This window comes from Sphingomonas sp. M1A8_2b, assembly GCF_053345535.1.
The window spans coordinates 103,447-116,330 of sequence record NZ_JBKFAH010000004.1; the positions used below are offsets into that span (position 1 = coordinate 103,447).

The following is a 12,884-nucleotide window of genomic DNA, read 5'->3' on the forward strand; positions in this document are numbered from 1 at the left end:
ACCTATCTCCGGGTCAAGACACGACTGCACCGGGGACCTGCGCAATGACCAGTTTCGATGATCGCGAACGCGCCAGCGAGGCGCATTTCGCGCGCGAGGAGGAGATGGCGTTCCGCATAACGGCGCGGCGCAATCGCCTGCTCGGCGGCTGGGCCGCGCGCGAGATGCAACTGACTCCCGAAGAGACCGACGCCTATGCCACCGCGCTGGTCCATGCCGACATGGAGGGCGGCGGCGATGATGACGTCGTGCGCAAGCTGGTCGGCGATTTGACCGCGGCCGGGCTCGACCATGACGAGGCGACCGTCCGCCGTGCGCTCGCGCAGCAGATGATCGAGGCCCGTCGCCAGTTGCTGGAGGCGCAGTAAGATGCCGATGACTGCCGACGACATCGCCGCGATGATCCGCGACGCTATTCCAGACGCACAGGTCGAGATCACCGATCTGGCCGGCGACGGCGATCACTATGCCGCCAAGGTCGTCGCCCCAAGTTTCGCGGGCATGAGCCGCGTGAAGCAGCACCAGGCGGTCTACGCAGCACTCGGCGGCCGCATGGGCGGCGTCCTGCACGCCCTTCAGCTTACCACCGCAATTTCCTGAGGACCCGGAGATGACCGAAGCCATGACCGACGACACGAACGCCCGCATCGACGCGCTGGTTAAAGCCAGCCCCGTCGTCCTGTTCATGAAGGGCAGCCCGCTGTTCCCGCAGTGCGGCTTCTCCAGTCGCGCCATCGCGATCCTCAACCATCTCGAGGTCGAGTTCGAGAGCGTCGACGTGTTGCAGGACCAGGGCATCCGCCAGGGCATCAAGGCCTATTCGGACTGGCCGACGATCCCGCAGCTGTACGTCGATGGTGAGTTCGTCGGCGGGTCGGACATCATGATGGAGATGTACGAGAGCGGCGAACTCGCGCAGCTGTTCGAGAAGCAGAAGGCGGGCTGAAGGTGTCGGGGGAGGGGTAGCCTCCTGAGGGGCACCTCGGTCGGCATGCCTCACCCACCTCCGTCATCCTGACGAAAGTCAGGATCCAGAGCCACGAAAGGCTACCCTTCATCATCCTGGATCCTGACTTTTGTCAGGATGACGGGGCGGGGAATATCCATTCTGAGGCAGCACCGGACAGGGTGGATCGACGCGAGACCGGACGGTAGCGGTCGATCCACCCTGTATGAACGCCGCGGCGTTCGGTGACGTGCTCGACGATGCAGTGCACGTGCCAAAACGCGATATACCGCGGATCCGCGCGACATATGTTAGTTAACACCGGAAACCCGACCGCACGATCTGTAAAGAACGGCGACACCACTGGGTGATGACGGGGTCTTGCCATCGCCGGCCACAGCGGCCATCTCGGTCGCATGGCTGAGCATCCGACCGGTATCCCGATCCAGCTCGAGCCGCTCGTCGTCCGCGTGCTCGCGCCGAATCCATCGCCCTACACCTATACCGGCACGCAGACGCATATCGTCGGCACGACCGATCTGGCGGTGATCGATCCCGGTCCCGACGATCCTGCGCACATCGCTGCGCTGATCGACGCCATCGATGGACGTCCCGTTACCGCGATCCTCGTCACCCACCATCACCGCGATCACAGTCCCGCGACCCGTTCCCTCCAGGCGATCACCGGGGCGCCGATCGTCGGCGCCGCCCCGTTCGCCAGCGACAATAAGAGCGCACGGGGGGACGCGTCGTTTGACGCAGCCTACGCGCCCGACCGCGTGCTGCTCGAAGGCGAGGCGGTCACCGGTGAAGGCTGGACGCTGGCGGCGATCGCGACCCCCGGGCACACTTCGAATCATCTCGCCTTTGCGTTGCCCGAAACCAGCGCGCTGTTCTCCGGCGATCACGTGATGGGCTGGTCGACCACGATCGTCTCGCCGCCCGACGGTGATATGGCGGCCTATATGGCGAGCCTCGAAAAGCTGATGGGCCGCGACGACCGGGTCTATTATCCCGGCCACGGCGAGGCGATCGACAAGCCGCAGCGGCTGGTGCGCGGCATGCTCGGCCACCGAAAGCAGCGTGAGGGGCAGATCGTTCGCCTGTTGCGCAGCGCGCCGCAGCCGATCGAACGGATGGTCGCGCAGATGTACGTCGGGCTCGACGCGCGGCTCGTGCCCGCCGCCGAGCGTTCGGTGCTGGCGCATCTCTACGACTTGCGAAACCGTGGTTTGGTGATCGAGAAGGGCGAAACATGGCAGATCAACACGTGACCGAACCGCGTAACGGCGCCGGCGTCGGCGGGTTCCTCGCCAAGGCTGCTGGCGTGGTGGTGATCCTCGTGCTCGCCGGGCTGCTCGCGCTGTGGGGTGTGCAGCGCTATGTCAGCGACCGCCTGACGCCCGATCCGACGACGATCGCGAGCGCCAGCCTGGAGGGCCTGCGCGAGCAGAACCGCCTGTCCGCGTTCGCCGCGCGCTACGTCGCGGTCGTCACCTCGAAACAGTCGCAGCTCGGCTTCACCACCGAGAAGACGCTGATCATGCCCGGCATGGTCCGCTACGAGGTCGACATGGGCAAGCTGACCCAGGCGGACGTCGCGTGGGACGGTGCCACCAAGACGCTGTCGGTGCGCCTGCCCGCGGTCGAGGCGGATGGGCCGCAGGTCGATCTCAACGCGGTCCGCGAATATGGCTCTGGCGGCGTGCTGACGACCTTCACCGATGCCGAGAAGCGCCTCGACGCCGCCAATCGTCGCGCCGGTCAGATCGAGCTGATTCGCCAGGCGCGCGAACCGGCGATGATCAAGCTCGCGCGCGACGCGACGCGCAGGGCGGTGGAACGCAGTTTCGCGATGCCGTTGCGGGCCGCCGGGATCGACGCAACCGTCGCGGTGCGCTTCGCCGATGAGCCGACGACCAACACCGAACGCTGGGATACCTCGCGCTCGCTGCAGGACGTGCTAGGGAATGGCCGCTAGAATCGGGCGCTAAACGCGGGATACGACCATGGAATTGAACCAGAACTTCGCCGGTATCGACATACGTGCCGAGATCGAGCGCCTCCGCAAGGAGAAGAACGCGGTCATCCTCGCGCATTACTACCAGAAGCCCGAGTTGCAGGATCTCGCCGATTTCGTCGGCGACAGCCTCGACCTGTCGCGCAAGGCCGCGGCGACCGACGCCGACGTCATCGCGTTCTGCGGCGTACGCTTCATGGCCGAGACCGCCAAGATCCTGTCGCCCGACAAGATCGTCGTGCTGCCCGACATGGACGCCGGCTGCAGCCTGGAGGACAGCTGCCCGCCCGAGCAGTTCGCCGCCTTCCGCGCGAAGCACCCCGATCACATCGCGCTGACCTACATCAACTGCTCGACCGAGGTGAAGGCGCTCTCCGATATCATCGTCACGAGTTCGTCGGCGGACACGATCCTCGCGCAGATCCCGCCCAAGCAGAAGATCATCTTCGGCCCCGATCGCAATCTCGGCGGCTATCTCGCGCGGAAGACGGGCCGCGACATGCTGCTGTGGCCGGGCGTGTGCATCGTCCACGAGGCGTTCAGCGAGACCGAGCTGATGAAGCTCAAGGCGCAGCATCCCGGCGCGCCGGTGGTTGCGCATCCCGAATGCCCGCCGATCATCCTCGACCACGCCGATTACGTCGGCTCGACGCGCGGCATCCTCGACTACGCGCTGGCGATGCCCGGCGATACACTGATCGTCGCGACCGAACCGCACATCATCCACCAGATGGAAAAGGCGCTGCCGAACAAGCGTTTCATCGGGGCGCCGGGCGCGGACGGCAACTGCAACTGCAACATCTGCCCGTACATGGCACTCAACACGCTGGAAAAGCTCTACGTCGCGTTGCGTGACCTCGAACCGCGGATCGAGATCGAGGAGGGCTTGAGGCTTCAGGCCAAGAAGAGCCTCGATGCGATGTTGCGGATGGCTTCGAACACCGTCGGCAAGGGCGATCTCGGCCCTGCCGGCAGCGGACGAGGCTGACCGGTCAGGCCTCGGGCGTCGCCTTCGGCAACTGCGCCAGCGCCTGGTCGATATGGATGGCGGCGACCGTCAACTCGAGCGTATCGGCCAGCACGAGCGCCTCGCTGAGCAATTGGGTCAGGCGGGCGGTGTCGGCGATAGTCTTGGTAGGCATCGGTCATTCCTCGGTATTGATCAGGCAACCCGTCTGGAGCGTGTCGGTTCCAGGGCGAAAATAGTTCGTGCGCAATCGGTTGCGGTAATTCCGCTGGTCCCGCAACACTGACATCGGCAACCGCGCGCGTATGACCGACGCGCATTTATTGGAAGTCCCGAAATGAACGCAGCCTTGCCCAAGACCGGCTTACCCGCCGCTTTCGCCGTCGATGCGTTCGTCGCCGCCACGCTAGCGGAGGATCTCGGGACGGTCGGCGACATCACGTCGAACGCGGTCATCCCGGCCGACGCGCGGTTCAGCGGCGTGATGGACAGCCGCGACCCGATCGTCGTCGTCGGGCTCGACCTCGCCGAGGCGTTCTTCCGCGCGCTCGACCCCGATGTCCGGATCGAACGGCTTGTCCAGGACGGACAGCAGGTCGCGGCGGGGACGATCCTGATGCGGCTCGCGGGGGCAGGGCGGGCGATGCTGACGGCCGAGCGCTCGGCGTTGAATACCGTCCAGCATCTGTCGGGGATCGCGACGCTGACGCGCCGCTACGTCGATGCGATCGCCGGCACCGGCGCGATCCTGCTCGATACGCGCAAAACCATCCCCGGTCTGCGCGTGCTGGAGAAATACGCGACCCGGATGGGCGGCGCGCAGAACCACCGGATGGGGCTGTGGGACGCCGCGATGATCAAGGACAATCACGTCGCGGTTGCCGGTGGCGTTGCCGAGGCGGTGCGCCGCGCGCGGGAGGCGGGGATCGCGCAGATCATCGTCGAGGTCGACCGGATCGACCAGATCGAACCCGCGCTGCATGCCGGCGCGACGCATCTCCTGCTCGACAACATGCCGCCGACGATCTTGCGCGAGGCGGTCGCGCTGGTCGGCGGCCGTGTGCCGACCGAGGCGTCGGGCGGCGTCAACCTCGACACGATCCGCGCGATCGCCGAAACCGCCGTGACCTATGTCTCGGTCGGTCGCTTGACGCAGTCGGCGCCGGCGGCGGATATAGGGCTGGACTTCACGACGGCATGACCGGGTCGAAAACGCGGATAGGGGGACGATGATCAGGCCGATATCCATCGCCCGCTACGAACGGCTGTATCTCGCGTCGTTCGTCCTGGGGGCGATCGTCTCGGCGCTGAGCGCGGGTCAGCGCAAGGCGATGGTCGCGGCCAATCCGGTGCTCGCGCAGATCGCCTGGATACTGCCGACGTTCGAGGTCGCCGGGATCGCGATCACGCTGTTGCTCTGGTATTTCACCGCGCGCACCCCGAGTGTGACCGCGAAGTGGGTGGTGGTCGTGCTGGCCGCCATCTCGGCGATCGGTGTCGCGATCTCGCTGGTGCAGTTGACGACCGGGCATGCGACGCCCGCCGCCCCGCTGGTCATATCGATCGTGTCGAGCGTGATCTATGTCGCCGCCGCGCTCCAGCTTCTGAAGCCCGACGCGAAACCATGGTTCGGCGAGCGGCCGGGTGCCGACGTTATTCTCGATGAGGACATGCCGCATGATCGTTAGACTGACCGTCGCCGCCGCCGCGGCGCTGGCGTTGCCCGGCGTCGTCCAGGCGCAGGCGTATCAATGCTCGACCCCGGCCAGCGTCGAGCGCGTGCGCCCCGATTTGCCGTCCGATAGCCAGCCCAAGCGCATCGTTCCGATCGGCGGCTATACGCTCGCGATCACCTGGGCCCCGCAATATTGCCGCGACAACGGCACGCGCCCGGGGGCGCAGTTCCAGTGCGGGGCGGCCAACCGCTTCGGGTTTACGCTGCACGGCCTGTGGCCCGACGGCGTCGACAAGGACTGGCCGCAATATTGTCGCGCCGCCGAGTTCGTGCCGCCACCGGTGATCCGCGCGCATCTCTGCACGACCCCGTCTGCGCAATTGCTCCAGCACGAATGGGCCAAGCACGGCACCTGCATGCCAGGCTATCGTCCCGCGAAATATTTCAACCAGTCCGCCGGGCTGTACGGCAAGCTGCGCTATCCGGATATGGACGGCCTGTCGCGCGCACCGCTGACCGCGGGGCGGTTCGCCGCGGCGATGGCGTCCGCCAATCCCGGGCTCAACGCCGACATGATGCGCGTGACGGCGACGAAGCTGGGCTGGCTCGACGAGGTCTGGATCTGCCTCGACCGCCGCTTCCGCTACCGCCGCTGCCCGGTCCACCAGGGTGGGCTCGCCGAGGGCGCTGCCTTGAAGATCTGGCGCGGCACCCGGTAAGGACTGTCCCAATCCTCCCCTTGGCGGGGGAGGATCAAGGGCATGACGCCTCTACCCCTCCAGAATCGTCGTCGACGGATAATGCCGGTCGAGATGCTTCTTGATGATCCGCAGGTTGCGCGTGTTCGAGCGGAAGAAGAAATCGGGCACCGCGCCGACGAACGGGATCATGCCGAGCGCCCAGTCGACGCCGATATTGCCCGCCATCCGCGCCACCTGAACCTTCGACATGCCGATGTTGCGCGCTTCCCACGCCATCCAGCCACCGACCGCCGCGGCGATCGTGCTGCCCGCGAACGGTATGATATCGAGGATCACGTCGAGGCCGACCTTGCGGTTGGTGCCGGGGATCTGGAACAGCCCCTCCATCACGCGCTCCATCGCCTCGACGCGGCGGCGCACCGATAATGCGTCGCGCCCCATCGGCAGCGTGTCGAGGATCGATCCGGGAGTGATGCGGGTGACGGTCGGTTTCATACGCTTTAGTTGGTATCGGCGCGCAACCGGTTCAACGGGTGCCACGCGCGCGGGTTCGCCTGCCACTGCGCGAGTCTCGCAGTCACCAGCGACCAGCGCAGCGGGCGCGCCAGCGGAATGAATGCCACGTCGTCGTTCATCGCCGCATCCGCCGCGGCGATCCGCGCACTCCGCTCCGCCAGCGTCGGCGCCTCGCGCGCCGCCTCGAGCGCGGCCTGCGCAGGCTCGCCGCACACCACGCACGCGCTCGCCAGATACCAGCGCGCGCTGTCATAGGGTGCGACCGCGTCGACCAGCTTCAGCTCGGCATCGGCGTCGAGCGCGACCCGCGACGGAGTGATCCCGATCGCCATCAACGACGCGGCGACATGCGCGTACAGCAATGTCGCACCCGGACCGCTTGGCAGCGCGATCCGCAGCGCGATCGGCCCGCCGGTCCATGCGGCGACCCGCTGCCGCGCCGCCGCGCGCCGCTCGTCCTGGGTCAACAGCGTCCACGGCGGAACCTGGGGCAGCGCCGCGGAATCGAGGATATCGGGAAGAATCCGGTCCGCCGCGTCCCAGTTCGGCGCGATCGCCGCGGTCAGCGCGGTCCGATCGATCGCCTCCGACACCGCCGCGCGGTTGGCGGCATCGGCGAGGAACCCGTCGCGGCGAACGATCGCCAGCCCGAACAGCCCGACCGCGGGATCGACGCGGATGTTGGCCGGCGCGATGTCGGCGGTGGCGAGCAACGGCCAGTCGACGAAGCTGCCACCGCTGACCAGATCCGAATCGCGATGGGCGAACCGCGCGATCGCGCGCGCGGCGCGTTCGCCGATCAACCGGACGTCCTCCTCCGCCTTCACGTCGTGCTGGTCGTCGGGGTCCGCCTCGCCGGGATCGAAGGCGGGGCGCAGCAGCGGCGCAGGTCCGCCGCGCGCGATATGGAACGGCCCGGTGCCGCTGACGGGCTGCAACCGCAGCAGCGCGAGTTCGGGTTGCGCGAACAGCTTCAACAGGTCGGGGCGCGGGCGCGACAGCCGCACCTCGATCACCTGCGGCGTCATCACGACGATCTCGTCGATCGCGGTCATGAACGGCGCCAGCGGGTTGCGCGATCCCCGCCGGAACTGTCGTTCCAGCATCGCCACGACCTGCGCCGCGGTGACCGGCGTGCCGTCGCTCCATTTCACCTCGCGCAGGCGGAAGATATAGCTCATGCCGCCGTCGATCACGATCCAGCGTTCGGCGATACCGGGCTCGATCTGGCCGGTCGCATCGAACCGCACGAGCCCCTGCGCGGTCGAATCCATCAGCAACCGGGCAGGCGTGTCGAGCGCGATGCGGCTGGCATCGACCGCTTCCGGCCGCGCGCCGATCGCACTGACGACGACCGCCCCCGTATCCCGCCGCTGGTCGCACCCGGCGAGCAGGACGCACCCGGCGAGCAGGAGCGCTGCAGTGCGGACGATACCCGGTCGCCCGGCGAGGGGATTGGCATTCTGGTCCGTCATTGCCGCCCTCCGTCCAACACCGCGCGAGATCGGGAATAGCCAGGGTCACGTATCAATGACAGGGGGCAAAGCCCGCAGCGGCGCTGCTAAGCCTTCGTGAAGAGGTTCGCGATTATAAGGGCGTCATGGATCGATCGTTCATCGCCATCACCGCAATCTCATCGGCGCTGGTGTTCGCCGGCGTCTGGACCGCCGTGCCGCCGCCGGGCGCGCCACCGCCCGACTTGGGCCGACCGGTCCCCGTCCCGGGAGTACTGCAATCGCCAGAGGCCGAGCAACGCGCCCGCGTCGCGACAGCCGCACCGATCCGTGATGCCGCGCCCTATAACGTCACGCGACCGGTATACGGGCGGGCCGCACTGCCGGTCGCCCGATTTGCCCCGGCGGGCGTCGTCTACAGCGGATGCCGCGAAGCCCGCGCGGCGGGCGTGACGCCGCTGCATCGCGGCTCCCCCGGCTACCGCGAAGGCATGGACGGCGACGGCGACGGGATCGCGTGCGAGGACTATCGCCGCTAAATCCGCCGTCGCCCGCTCGATCAGCTGTGGAGGAAGTGCATCACGTCGCCGTCCTGGACGACGTACGCCTTGCCTTCCGCGCGCAGCTTGCCCGCCTCGCGCGCCTTCGATTCCCCACCCAGCGCGATGAAGTCGTCGAACGCGATCGTCTCGGCGCGGATGAAGCCCTTTTCGAAATCGCCGTGGATCTCGCCCGCGGCCTGCGGGGCCGTCGCGCCCTCGTGGACGGTCCAGGCCCGCGCTTCCTTCGGACCGACCGTGAAGAACGTCAGCAGATGGAGCAGCTTGTACCCCGCGGTGATGACGCGCGCGAGGCCGGTCTCCTCCAGCCCGAGTTCGCCGAGAAACTCGCCGCGATCCTCGGCGGGCATCGTCGCGATTTCCGCCTCGATCGCCGCCGATACCACGACCGCCTCGGCGCCCTCGGCCTTTGCCTTCTCGAACACCCGCGCCGACAGCGCATTGCCGTTCGCCGCATCGCCCTCGTCGACGTTGCACACGTACAGCACGGGTTTCGCGGTCAGCAACTGCGCCTGCGCGAACACGCGCGCCTCGTCCTCGTCCTTCGGCACGGTCAGCCGCGCGGGCTTGCCCTCGCGGAGCAGTTCCAGCGCCTGGCCGAGCACCGCGGCGCCGATCTTGGCCTCCTTGTCGCCCTGCATGCCCTTCTTGGCGAGGTTCGGCACGCGCTTCTCAAGGCTTTCGAGGTCGCTCAGCATCAGCTCGGTGTCGACCGTCTCGGCATCGGCGATCGGATCGACCTTGTTGTCGACATGAGTCACGTCGCCATTCTCGAAGCAGCGCAGCACGTGGACGATCGCGTCGACCTCGCGGATGTTGCCGAGGAACTGGTTCCCTAGCCCTTCGCCCTTCGACGCGCCGCGCACGAGGCCGGCGATGTCGACGAAGCCAAGCTGCGTCTCGATGATCTTCTGCGATCCGGCGATCTTGGCGAGCGCGTCGAGCCGCTTGTCGGGCACGCCGACGTTACCGACGTTGGGCTCGATCGTGCAGAACGGATAGTTCGCCGCCTGCGCCGCGGCCGTCTCGGTCAGCGCGTTGAAGAGAGTGGACTTGCCGACGTTCGGCAGCCCCACGATGCCGCAGCGAAAACCCATGATATGCCCTTGGTATAAGAATGTGGTGGCGCTTTAGGGCAGGGCGGCAAGGAAGGCCAGTGAAGGCCGCCTCTTCCTAATCCTCCCCCGCCAGGGGGAGGTGGCAGGCACTTGCCTGACGGAGGGGGAGGAACACGCAACCAATGTTGCGTGTTCCTCCCCCTCCGTCGCTTCGCGCCACCTCCCCCTGGCAGGGGAGGATCATTCCGTTCGAAACGCTGATCGACCCACTCGATTGCCGCAGTGCAGCAAAATAATCATACCGACCGGTAGTTATCATATGGTCGACGCTTATATCCCGATCCCAGCTTGAGATAGATCAGGAACCTCATGACCACGACCGCCAACGGCTACGCCGCGCAATCCCCCGAAACCCCGCTCGCCCCGTTCAGTTTCGAGCGCCGCGAACCCGGCAAGACCGACGTCGCGATCGACATCGCGTTCTGCGGCGTCTGCCATTCCGACCTCCACACCGCCAAGGGCGAGTGGGAAGGCACGCTCTACCCCTGCGTCCCGGGCCACGAGATCGTCGGTCACGTCACCGCCGTCGGCAGCGACGTCACCAAGTTCAAGGTCGGTGACGTCGTCGGCGTCGGCTGCATGGTCGACAGCTGCGGCGAGTGCCCGTCGTGCAAGGACGGCGAGGAGCAATATTGCGAGACCACCGGCTTCGTCGGCACCTATAACGGCCCCGATCCGGTGCTCGGCGGCCACACCTTCGGCGGCTATTCGGACAAGATCGTCGTCGACGAAGGCTTCGTGCTGAAGGTCTCGCATCCCGAGTCCGATCTCGCCGCGGTCGCGCCGCTGCTGTGCGCCGGCATCACCACCTATTCGCCGCTGAAGCACTGGAAGGTCGGCCCCGGCCAGAAGGTCGGCATCGTCGGCTTGGGCGGTCTCGGCCACATGGGCGTCAAGATCGCCAACGCGATGGGCGCTGAGGTCTACGTCTTCTCGACTTCGCCCAACAAGCGCGACGACGCAAAGCGTCTCGGCGCGAAGGACCTGATCGTGTCGAAGGACGAGGCTGCGATGGCCGAGCACGCCAACAGCTTCGACTTCATCCTGAACACCGTCGCGGCCAGCCACAACCTCGACACGTTCACCGCGTTGCTGAAGCGCGACGGGACGATGACTCTGGTCGGCGTCCCCGAGCATGCGCATCCGTCGCCTTCGGTCGGCAATTTGATCTTCAAGCGCCGCGCGATCGCCGGCTCGTTGATCGGCGGGATCGCCGAGACGCAGGAGATGCTCGATTTCTGTAACGAGCACGGGTTGGTATCGGACATCGAGATGATCCGCATGGACGAGATCGAACCCTCGTATCAGCGCATGGTGAAGAGCGACGTGAAGTACCGCTTCGTCATCGACATGGCGACGATGAAGGCGGCCTGATCGGGTAGGGGGCGGTGCTCAACGAGTGCCGCCCCAAACTCCCTCCCCTTCAGGGGAGGGTCGGGGTGGGGCAGTGCCACGAGCGCATGCAGTTGCGGCCAAGCCCCACCCCAACCCTCCCCTGAAGGGGAGGGGTAAGAAGAAGGTGTCGACCGCTCCCCCAAACACCACCACCCCGGCGAAGGCCGGGGCCCAATTGGGAAGGCGGTTGTGAGGAAGGGCAGCCATTCGTTAGCAACGTTCCCCAATTGGGCCCCGGCCTGCGCCGGGGTGGTACTTTGCAGGCCGAACTGTCTCAGCCGCCCCAATCACCACCGATAATTAAAACTAATACTGATCCGCTGACCCTTGGCAGCATTCGGCACAACCTCATGCCTGAGCCAGCTCTCCCATAAGAACACACTCCCCGGCTTGGGCTCCGCATAGACGAACGTCCGCAGATCCTCCGCCGCATCCTCCAGCCGCGTCGGCGCCGCCATCATCATCGGCAACCGAGGATCCTCCAGCTTCAACGCCCCAGCCCCCTCGGGAATCGCCACGTACATCGTCCCCGAAACGACGCTATGCGGATGGATATGCCCCGAATGCGCGCCCCCAGGCTTCAGGACGTTCACCCAAAGACTGTCGAGCTTCAACTTCCGCCCGCCCAGATCGAATGCACAATCCTTCGCGAACTGCGCGACATGCTTGTTCAGCAGCCGCACCAGATCCCCGAACCGCGGATCGCGCAGCGGCAGGTCGTTCAGCGACGCATACGACGTATACCCGCGATACCCATGCGCCTTCGACCACGCGACCCCGGCACGATCCGCCTTCGAGAGTTCGAGCGCGGCATCCTCCAGTTCCTCGACCAGATCGTCATCGCCGAGATCGGCCTCGTAGAACCGCGTGGCAAACAGGGAACGGGTGGTCATGGTTGCATCCTCAACGCGACATCGTTCATGAAGCGGACGTCGTCGCCTTCCGCCAGCCACTTGGCCTCCGCCGCGACCGCGCCGAGCATGTCGCTCAACGGCTCGATCTCGGCCTTCGCATAATTCCCGAGCACGTACCCGGTCACGCGATCCTTGTGTCCCGGATGCCCGATCCCCAGCCGCACGCGGCGAAACTCCGGCCCCAGATGCTGGTCGGTCGAGCGCAGCCCGTTATGCCCCGCGGTCCCGCCGCCGGTCTTCACCTTCACGCGGAACGGCGCGATATCGAGTTCGTCGTGGAACACCGTCAGCGCCTCGACGCCCAACTTGTAGAACCGCAGCGCCTCGCCGATCGCGCGCCCACTCTCGTTCATGAAGGTCGCGGGCTTCAGCAGCAGGATCTTGGTCGAGCCGATCCGCCCCTCCTGCGTCCAGCCCTGGAACTGCTTCTTGACCGCGCCGAAGCCGTGCACCTCGGCGATCGCGTCGGCGACCATGAACCCGACATTGTGCCGGTGCATCGCATATTGCGCCCCCGGATTGCCCAGTCCCGCCCAGATCTGCACGTGTGATTCTCCAAAACGAAACGGTCAGGCGCTCGACCACATAAGCTGTTCTCCCGCGAAGGCGGGAGCCCAG

17 protein-coding genes are annotated in these 12,884 nt (G+C 66.5%); 11 read left to right on the forward strand and 6 right to left on the reverse strand.

Annotation, left to right across the window (positions count from 1 at the left end):
* The first annotated feature begins 44 nt into the window (after positions 1 to 44).
* The 6 genes from ACLBWL_RS15595 to nadA all read left to right on the forward strand — a co-directional run bounded on the left by ACLBWL_RS15595 (position 45) and on the right by nadA (position 3,954).
* Positions 45 to 368 (forward strand): DUF1476 domain-containing protein, encoded by a 324-nt coding sequence (locus ACLBWL_RS15595; RefSeq protein ID WP_447794589.1) that lies wholly within the window; start codon positions 45 to 47, stop codon positions 366 to 368.
* Between the two features lies 1 nt (position 369).
* Positions 370 to 600, forward strand: a complete 231-nt coding sequence (locus ACLBWL_RS15600; RefSeq protein WP_447794591.1) for a BolA family protein — start codon at positions 370 to 372, stop codon at positions 598 to 600.
* Positions 601 to 622: 22 nt separating this feature from the next.
* Positions 623 to 946, forward strand: a complete 324-nt coding sequence (gene grxD, locus ACLBWL_RS15605) for a Grx4 family monothiol glutaredoxin (protein WP_447795032.1) — start codon at positions 623 to 625, stop codon at positions 944 to 946.
* Positions 947 to 1,362: 416 nt separating this feature from the next.
* Positions 1,363 to 2,220: an MBL fold metallo-hydrolase gene (locus ACLBWL_RS15610; RefSeq protein ID WP_447794593.1), complete on the forward strand. Its 858-nt coding sequence runs from the start codon at positions 1,363 to 1,365 to the stop codon at positions 2,218 to 2,220.
* Positions 2,202 to 2,927 carry a DUF4230 domain-containing protein gene (locus ACLBWL_RS15615; RefSeq protein WP_447794595.1) on the forward strand — a complete coding sequence of 242 codons (726 nt, stop codon included), beginning with the start codon at positions 2,202 to 2,204 and terminating at the stop codon, positions 2,925 to 2,927. Before ACLBWL_RS15610 ends, ACLBWL_RS15615 begins: the two co-directional genes overlap by 19 nt.
* A gap of 28 nt (positions 2,928 to 2,955) precedes the next feature.
* Positions 2,956 to 3,954, forward strand: coding sequence for a quinolinate synthase NadA (gene nadA / locus ACLBWL_RS15620; protein ID WP_447794597.1), 999 nt, complete (start codon positions 2,956 to 2,958; stop codon positions 3,952 to 3,954).
* Between the two features lie 4 nt (positions 3,955 to 3,958).
* On the opposite strand, the gene ACLBWL_RS15625 is transcribed toward nadA, so the two are convergent.
* On the reverse strand, positions 3,959 to 4,108 hold the full coding sequence (locus ACLBWL_RS15625; protein WP_447794599.1) for a hypothetical protein: 150 nt from the start codon (positions 4,106 to 4,108) through the stop codon (positions 3,959 to 3,961).
* A gap of 162 nt (positions 4,109 to 4,270) precedes the next feature.
* On the opposite strand from ACLBWL_RS15625, the gene nadC reads away from it, so the two are divergent.
* The 3 genes from nadC to ACLBWL_RS15640 are packed head-to-tail and all read left to right on the forward strand — an operon-like array spanning position 4,271 to position 6,327.
* Positions 4,271 to 5,134 carry a carboxylating nicotinate-nucleotide diphosphorylase gene (gene nadC / locus ACLBWL_RS15630; protein WP_447794601.1) on the forward strand — a complete coding sequence of 288 codons (864 nt, stop codon included), beginning with the start codon at positions 4,271 to 4,273 and terminating at the stop codon, positions 5,132 to 5,134.
* A gap of 28 nt (positions 5,135 to 5,162) precedes the next feature.
* Positions 5,163 to 5,621, forward strand: coding sequence for a hypothetical protein (locus tag ACLBWL_RS15635; protein WP_447794603.1), 459 nt, complete (start codon positions 5,163 to 5,165; stop codon positions 5,619 to 5,621).
* Entirely contained in the window at positions 5,611 to 6,327 is a 717-nt protein-coding gene (locus tag ACLBWL_RS15640) for a ribonuclease T2 family protein (protein ID WP_447794605.1), read from the forward strand. The genes ACLBWL_RS15635 and ACLBWL_RS15640 overlap by 11 nt, the downstream gene beginning before the upstream one ends.
* A gap of 51 nt (positions 6,328 to 6,378) precedes the next feature.
* On the opposite strand, the gene ACLBWL_RS15645 is transcribed toward ACLBWL_RS15640, so the two are convergent.
* Positions 6,379 to 6,804, reverse strand: a complete 426-nt coding sequence (locus tag ACLBWL_RS15645; RefSeq protein WP_447794607.1) for a DUF4112 domain-containing protein — start codon at positions 6,802 to 6,804, stop codon at positions 6,379 to 6,381.
* Between the two features lie 5 nt (positions 6,805 to 6,809).
* Positions 6,810 to 8,300 (reverse strand): ABC transporter substrate-binding protein, encoded by a 1,491-nt coding sequence (locus ACLBWL_RS15650; RefSeq protein ID WP_447794609.1) that lies wholly within the window; start codon positions 8,298 to 8,300, stop codon positions 6,810 to 6,812.
* Positions 8,301 to 8,425: 125 nt separating this feature from the next.
* Between ACLBWL_RS15650 and ACLBWL_RS15655 the strand changes: the two genes are divergently transcribed.
* Positions 8,426 to 8,818, forward strand: coding sequence for an excalibur calcium-binding domain-containing protein (locus ACLBWL_RS15655; protein WP_447794611.1), 393 nt, complete (start codon positions 8,426 to 8,428; stop codon positions 8,816 to 8,818).
* A 20-nt stretch (positions 8,819 to 8,838) separates the two neighbouring features.
* On the opposite strand, the gene ychF is transcribed toward ACLBWL_RS15655, so the two are convergent.
* On the reverse strand, positions 8,839 to 9,936 hold the full coding sequence (ychF, locus tag ACLBWL_RS15660; RefSeq protein ID WP_187505160.1) for a redox-regulated ATPase YchF: 1,098 nt from the start codon (positions 9,934 to 9,936) through the stop codon (positions 8,839 to 8,841).
* A gap of 330 nt (positions 9,937 to 10,266) precedes the next feature.
* Between ychF and ACLBWL_RS15665 the strand changes: the two genes are divergently transcribed.
* The gene (locus ACLBWL_RS15665) at positions 10,267 to 11,331 is read left to right on the forward strand and encodes an NAD(P)-dependent alcohol dehydrogenase (RefSeq protein WP_447794613.1); all 1,065 of its coding nucleotides are present in this window, start codon (positions 10,267 to 10,269) and stop codon (positions 11,329 to 11,331) included.
* 308 nt (positions 11,332 to 11,639) lie between these two features.
* Here the strand turns inward: ACLBWL_RS15665 and ACLBWL_RS15670 are convergent, their stop codons facing one another.
* Positions 11,640 to 12,245 carry a TIGR02466 family protein gene (locus ACLBWL_RS15670; RefSeq protein ID WP_447794615.1) on the reverse strand — a complete coding sequence of 202 codons (606 nt, stop codon included), beginning with the start codon at positions 12,243 to 12,245 and terminating at the stop codon, positions 11,640 to 11,642.
* Positions 12,242 to 12,811, reverse strand: a complete 570-nt coding sequence (gene pth / locus ACLBWL_RS15675; RefSeq protein ID WP_056488650.1) for an aminoacyl-tRNA hydrolase — start codon at positions 12,809 to 12,811, stop codon at positions 12,242 to 12,244. Before pth ends, ACLBWL_RS15670 begins: the two co-directional genes overlap by 4 nt.
* Positions 12,812 to 12,884 lie beyond the last annotated feature (73 nt).

Excerpts from the sequence above, each read along its gene's own strand:
- ychF (WP_187505160.1), bottom strand. The coding sequence starts at position 9,936 with ATGGGTTTTCGCTGCGGCATCGTGGGGCTGCCGAACGTCGGCAAGTCC.
- ACLBWL_RS15625 (WP_447794599.1), bottom strand. The coding sequence starts at position 4,108 with ATGCCTACCAAGACTATCGCCGACACCGCCCGCCTGACCCAATTGCTC.
- ACLBWL_RS15595 (WP_447794589.1), top strand. The coding sequence starts at position 45 with ATGACCAGTTTCGATGATCGCGAACGCGCCAGCGAGGCGCATTTCGCG.
- ACLBWL_RS15635 (WP_447794603.1), top strand. The coding sequence starts at position 5,163 with ATGATCAGGCCGATATCCATCGCCCGCTACGAACGGCTGTATCTCGCG.
- ACLBWL_RS15645 (WP_447794607.1), bottom strand. The coding sequence starts at position 6,804 with ATGAAACCGACCGTCACCCGCATCACTCCCGGATCGATCCTCGACACG.
- nadC (WP_447794601.1), top strand. The coding sequence starts at position 4,271 with ATGAACGCAGCCTTGCCCAAGACCGGCTTACCCGCCGCTTTCGCCGTC.
- ACLBWL_RS15640 (WP_447794605.1), top strand. The coding sequence starts at position 5,611 with ATGATCGTTAGACTGACCGTCGCCGCCGCCGCGGCGCTGGCGTTGCCC.
- ACLBWL_RS15600 (WP_447794591.1), top strand. The coding sequence starts at position 370 with ATGCCGATGACTGCCGACGACATCGCCGCGATGATCCGCGACGCTATT.
- nadA (WP_447794597.1), top strand. The coding sequence starts at position 2,956 with ATGGAATTGAACCAGAACTTCGCCGGTATCGACATACGTGCCGAGATC.
- ACLBWL_RS15610 (WP_447794593.1), top strand. The coding sequence starts at position 1,363 with ATGGCTGAGCATCCGACCGGTATCCCGATCCAGCTCGAGCCGCTCGTC.
- ACLBWL_RS15665 (WP_447794613.1), top strand. The coding sequence starts at position 10,267 with ATGACCACGACCGCCAACGGCTACGCCGCGCAATCCCCCGAAACCCCG.
- ACLBWL_RS15650 (WP_447794609.1), bottom strand. The coding sequence starts at position 8,300 with ATGACGGACCAGAATGCCAATCCCCTCGCCGGGCGACCGGGTATCGTC.
- ACLBWL_RS15615 (WP_447794595.1), top strand. The coding sequence starts at position 2,202 with ATGGCAGATCAACACGTGACCGAACCGCGTAACGGCGCCGGCGTCGGC.
- ACLBWL_RS15670 (WP_447794615.1), bottom strand. The coding sequence starts at position 12,245 with ATGACCACCCGTTCCCTGTTTGCCACGCGGTTCTACGAGGCCGATCTC.
- ACLBWL_RS15655 (WP_447794611.1), top strand. The coding sequence starts at position 8,426 with ATGGATCGATCGTTCATCGCCATCACCGCAATCTCATCGGCGCTGGTG.
- grxD (WP_447795032.1), top strand. The coding sequence starts at position 623 with ATGACCGACGACACGAACGCCCGCATCGACGCGCTGGTTAAAGCCAGC.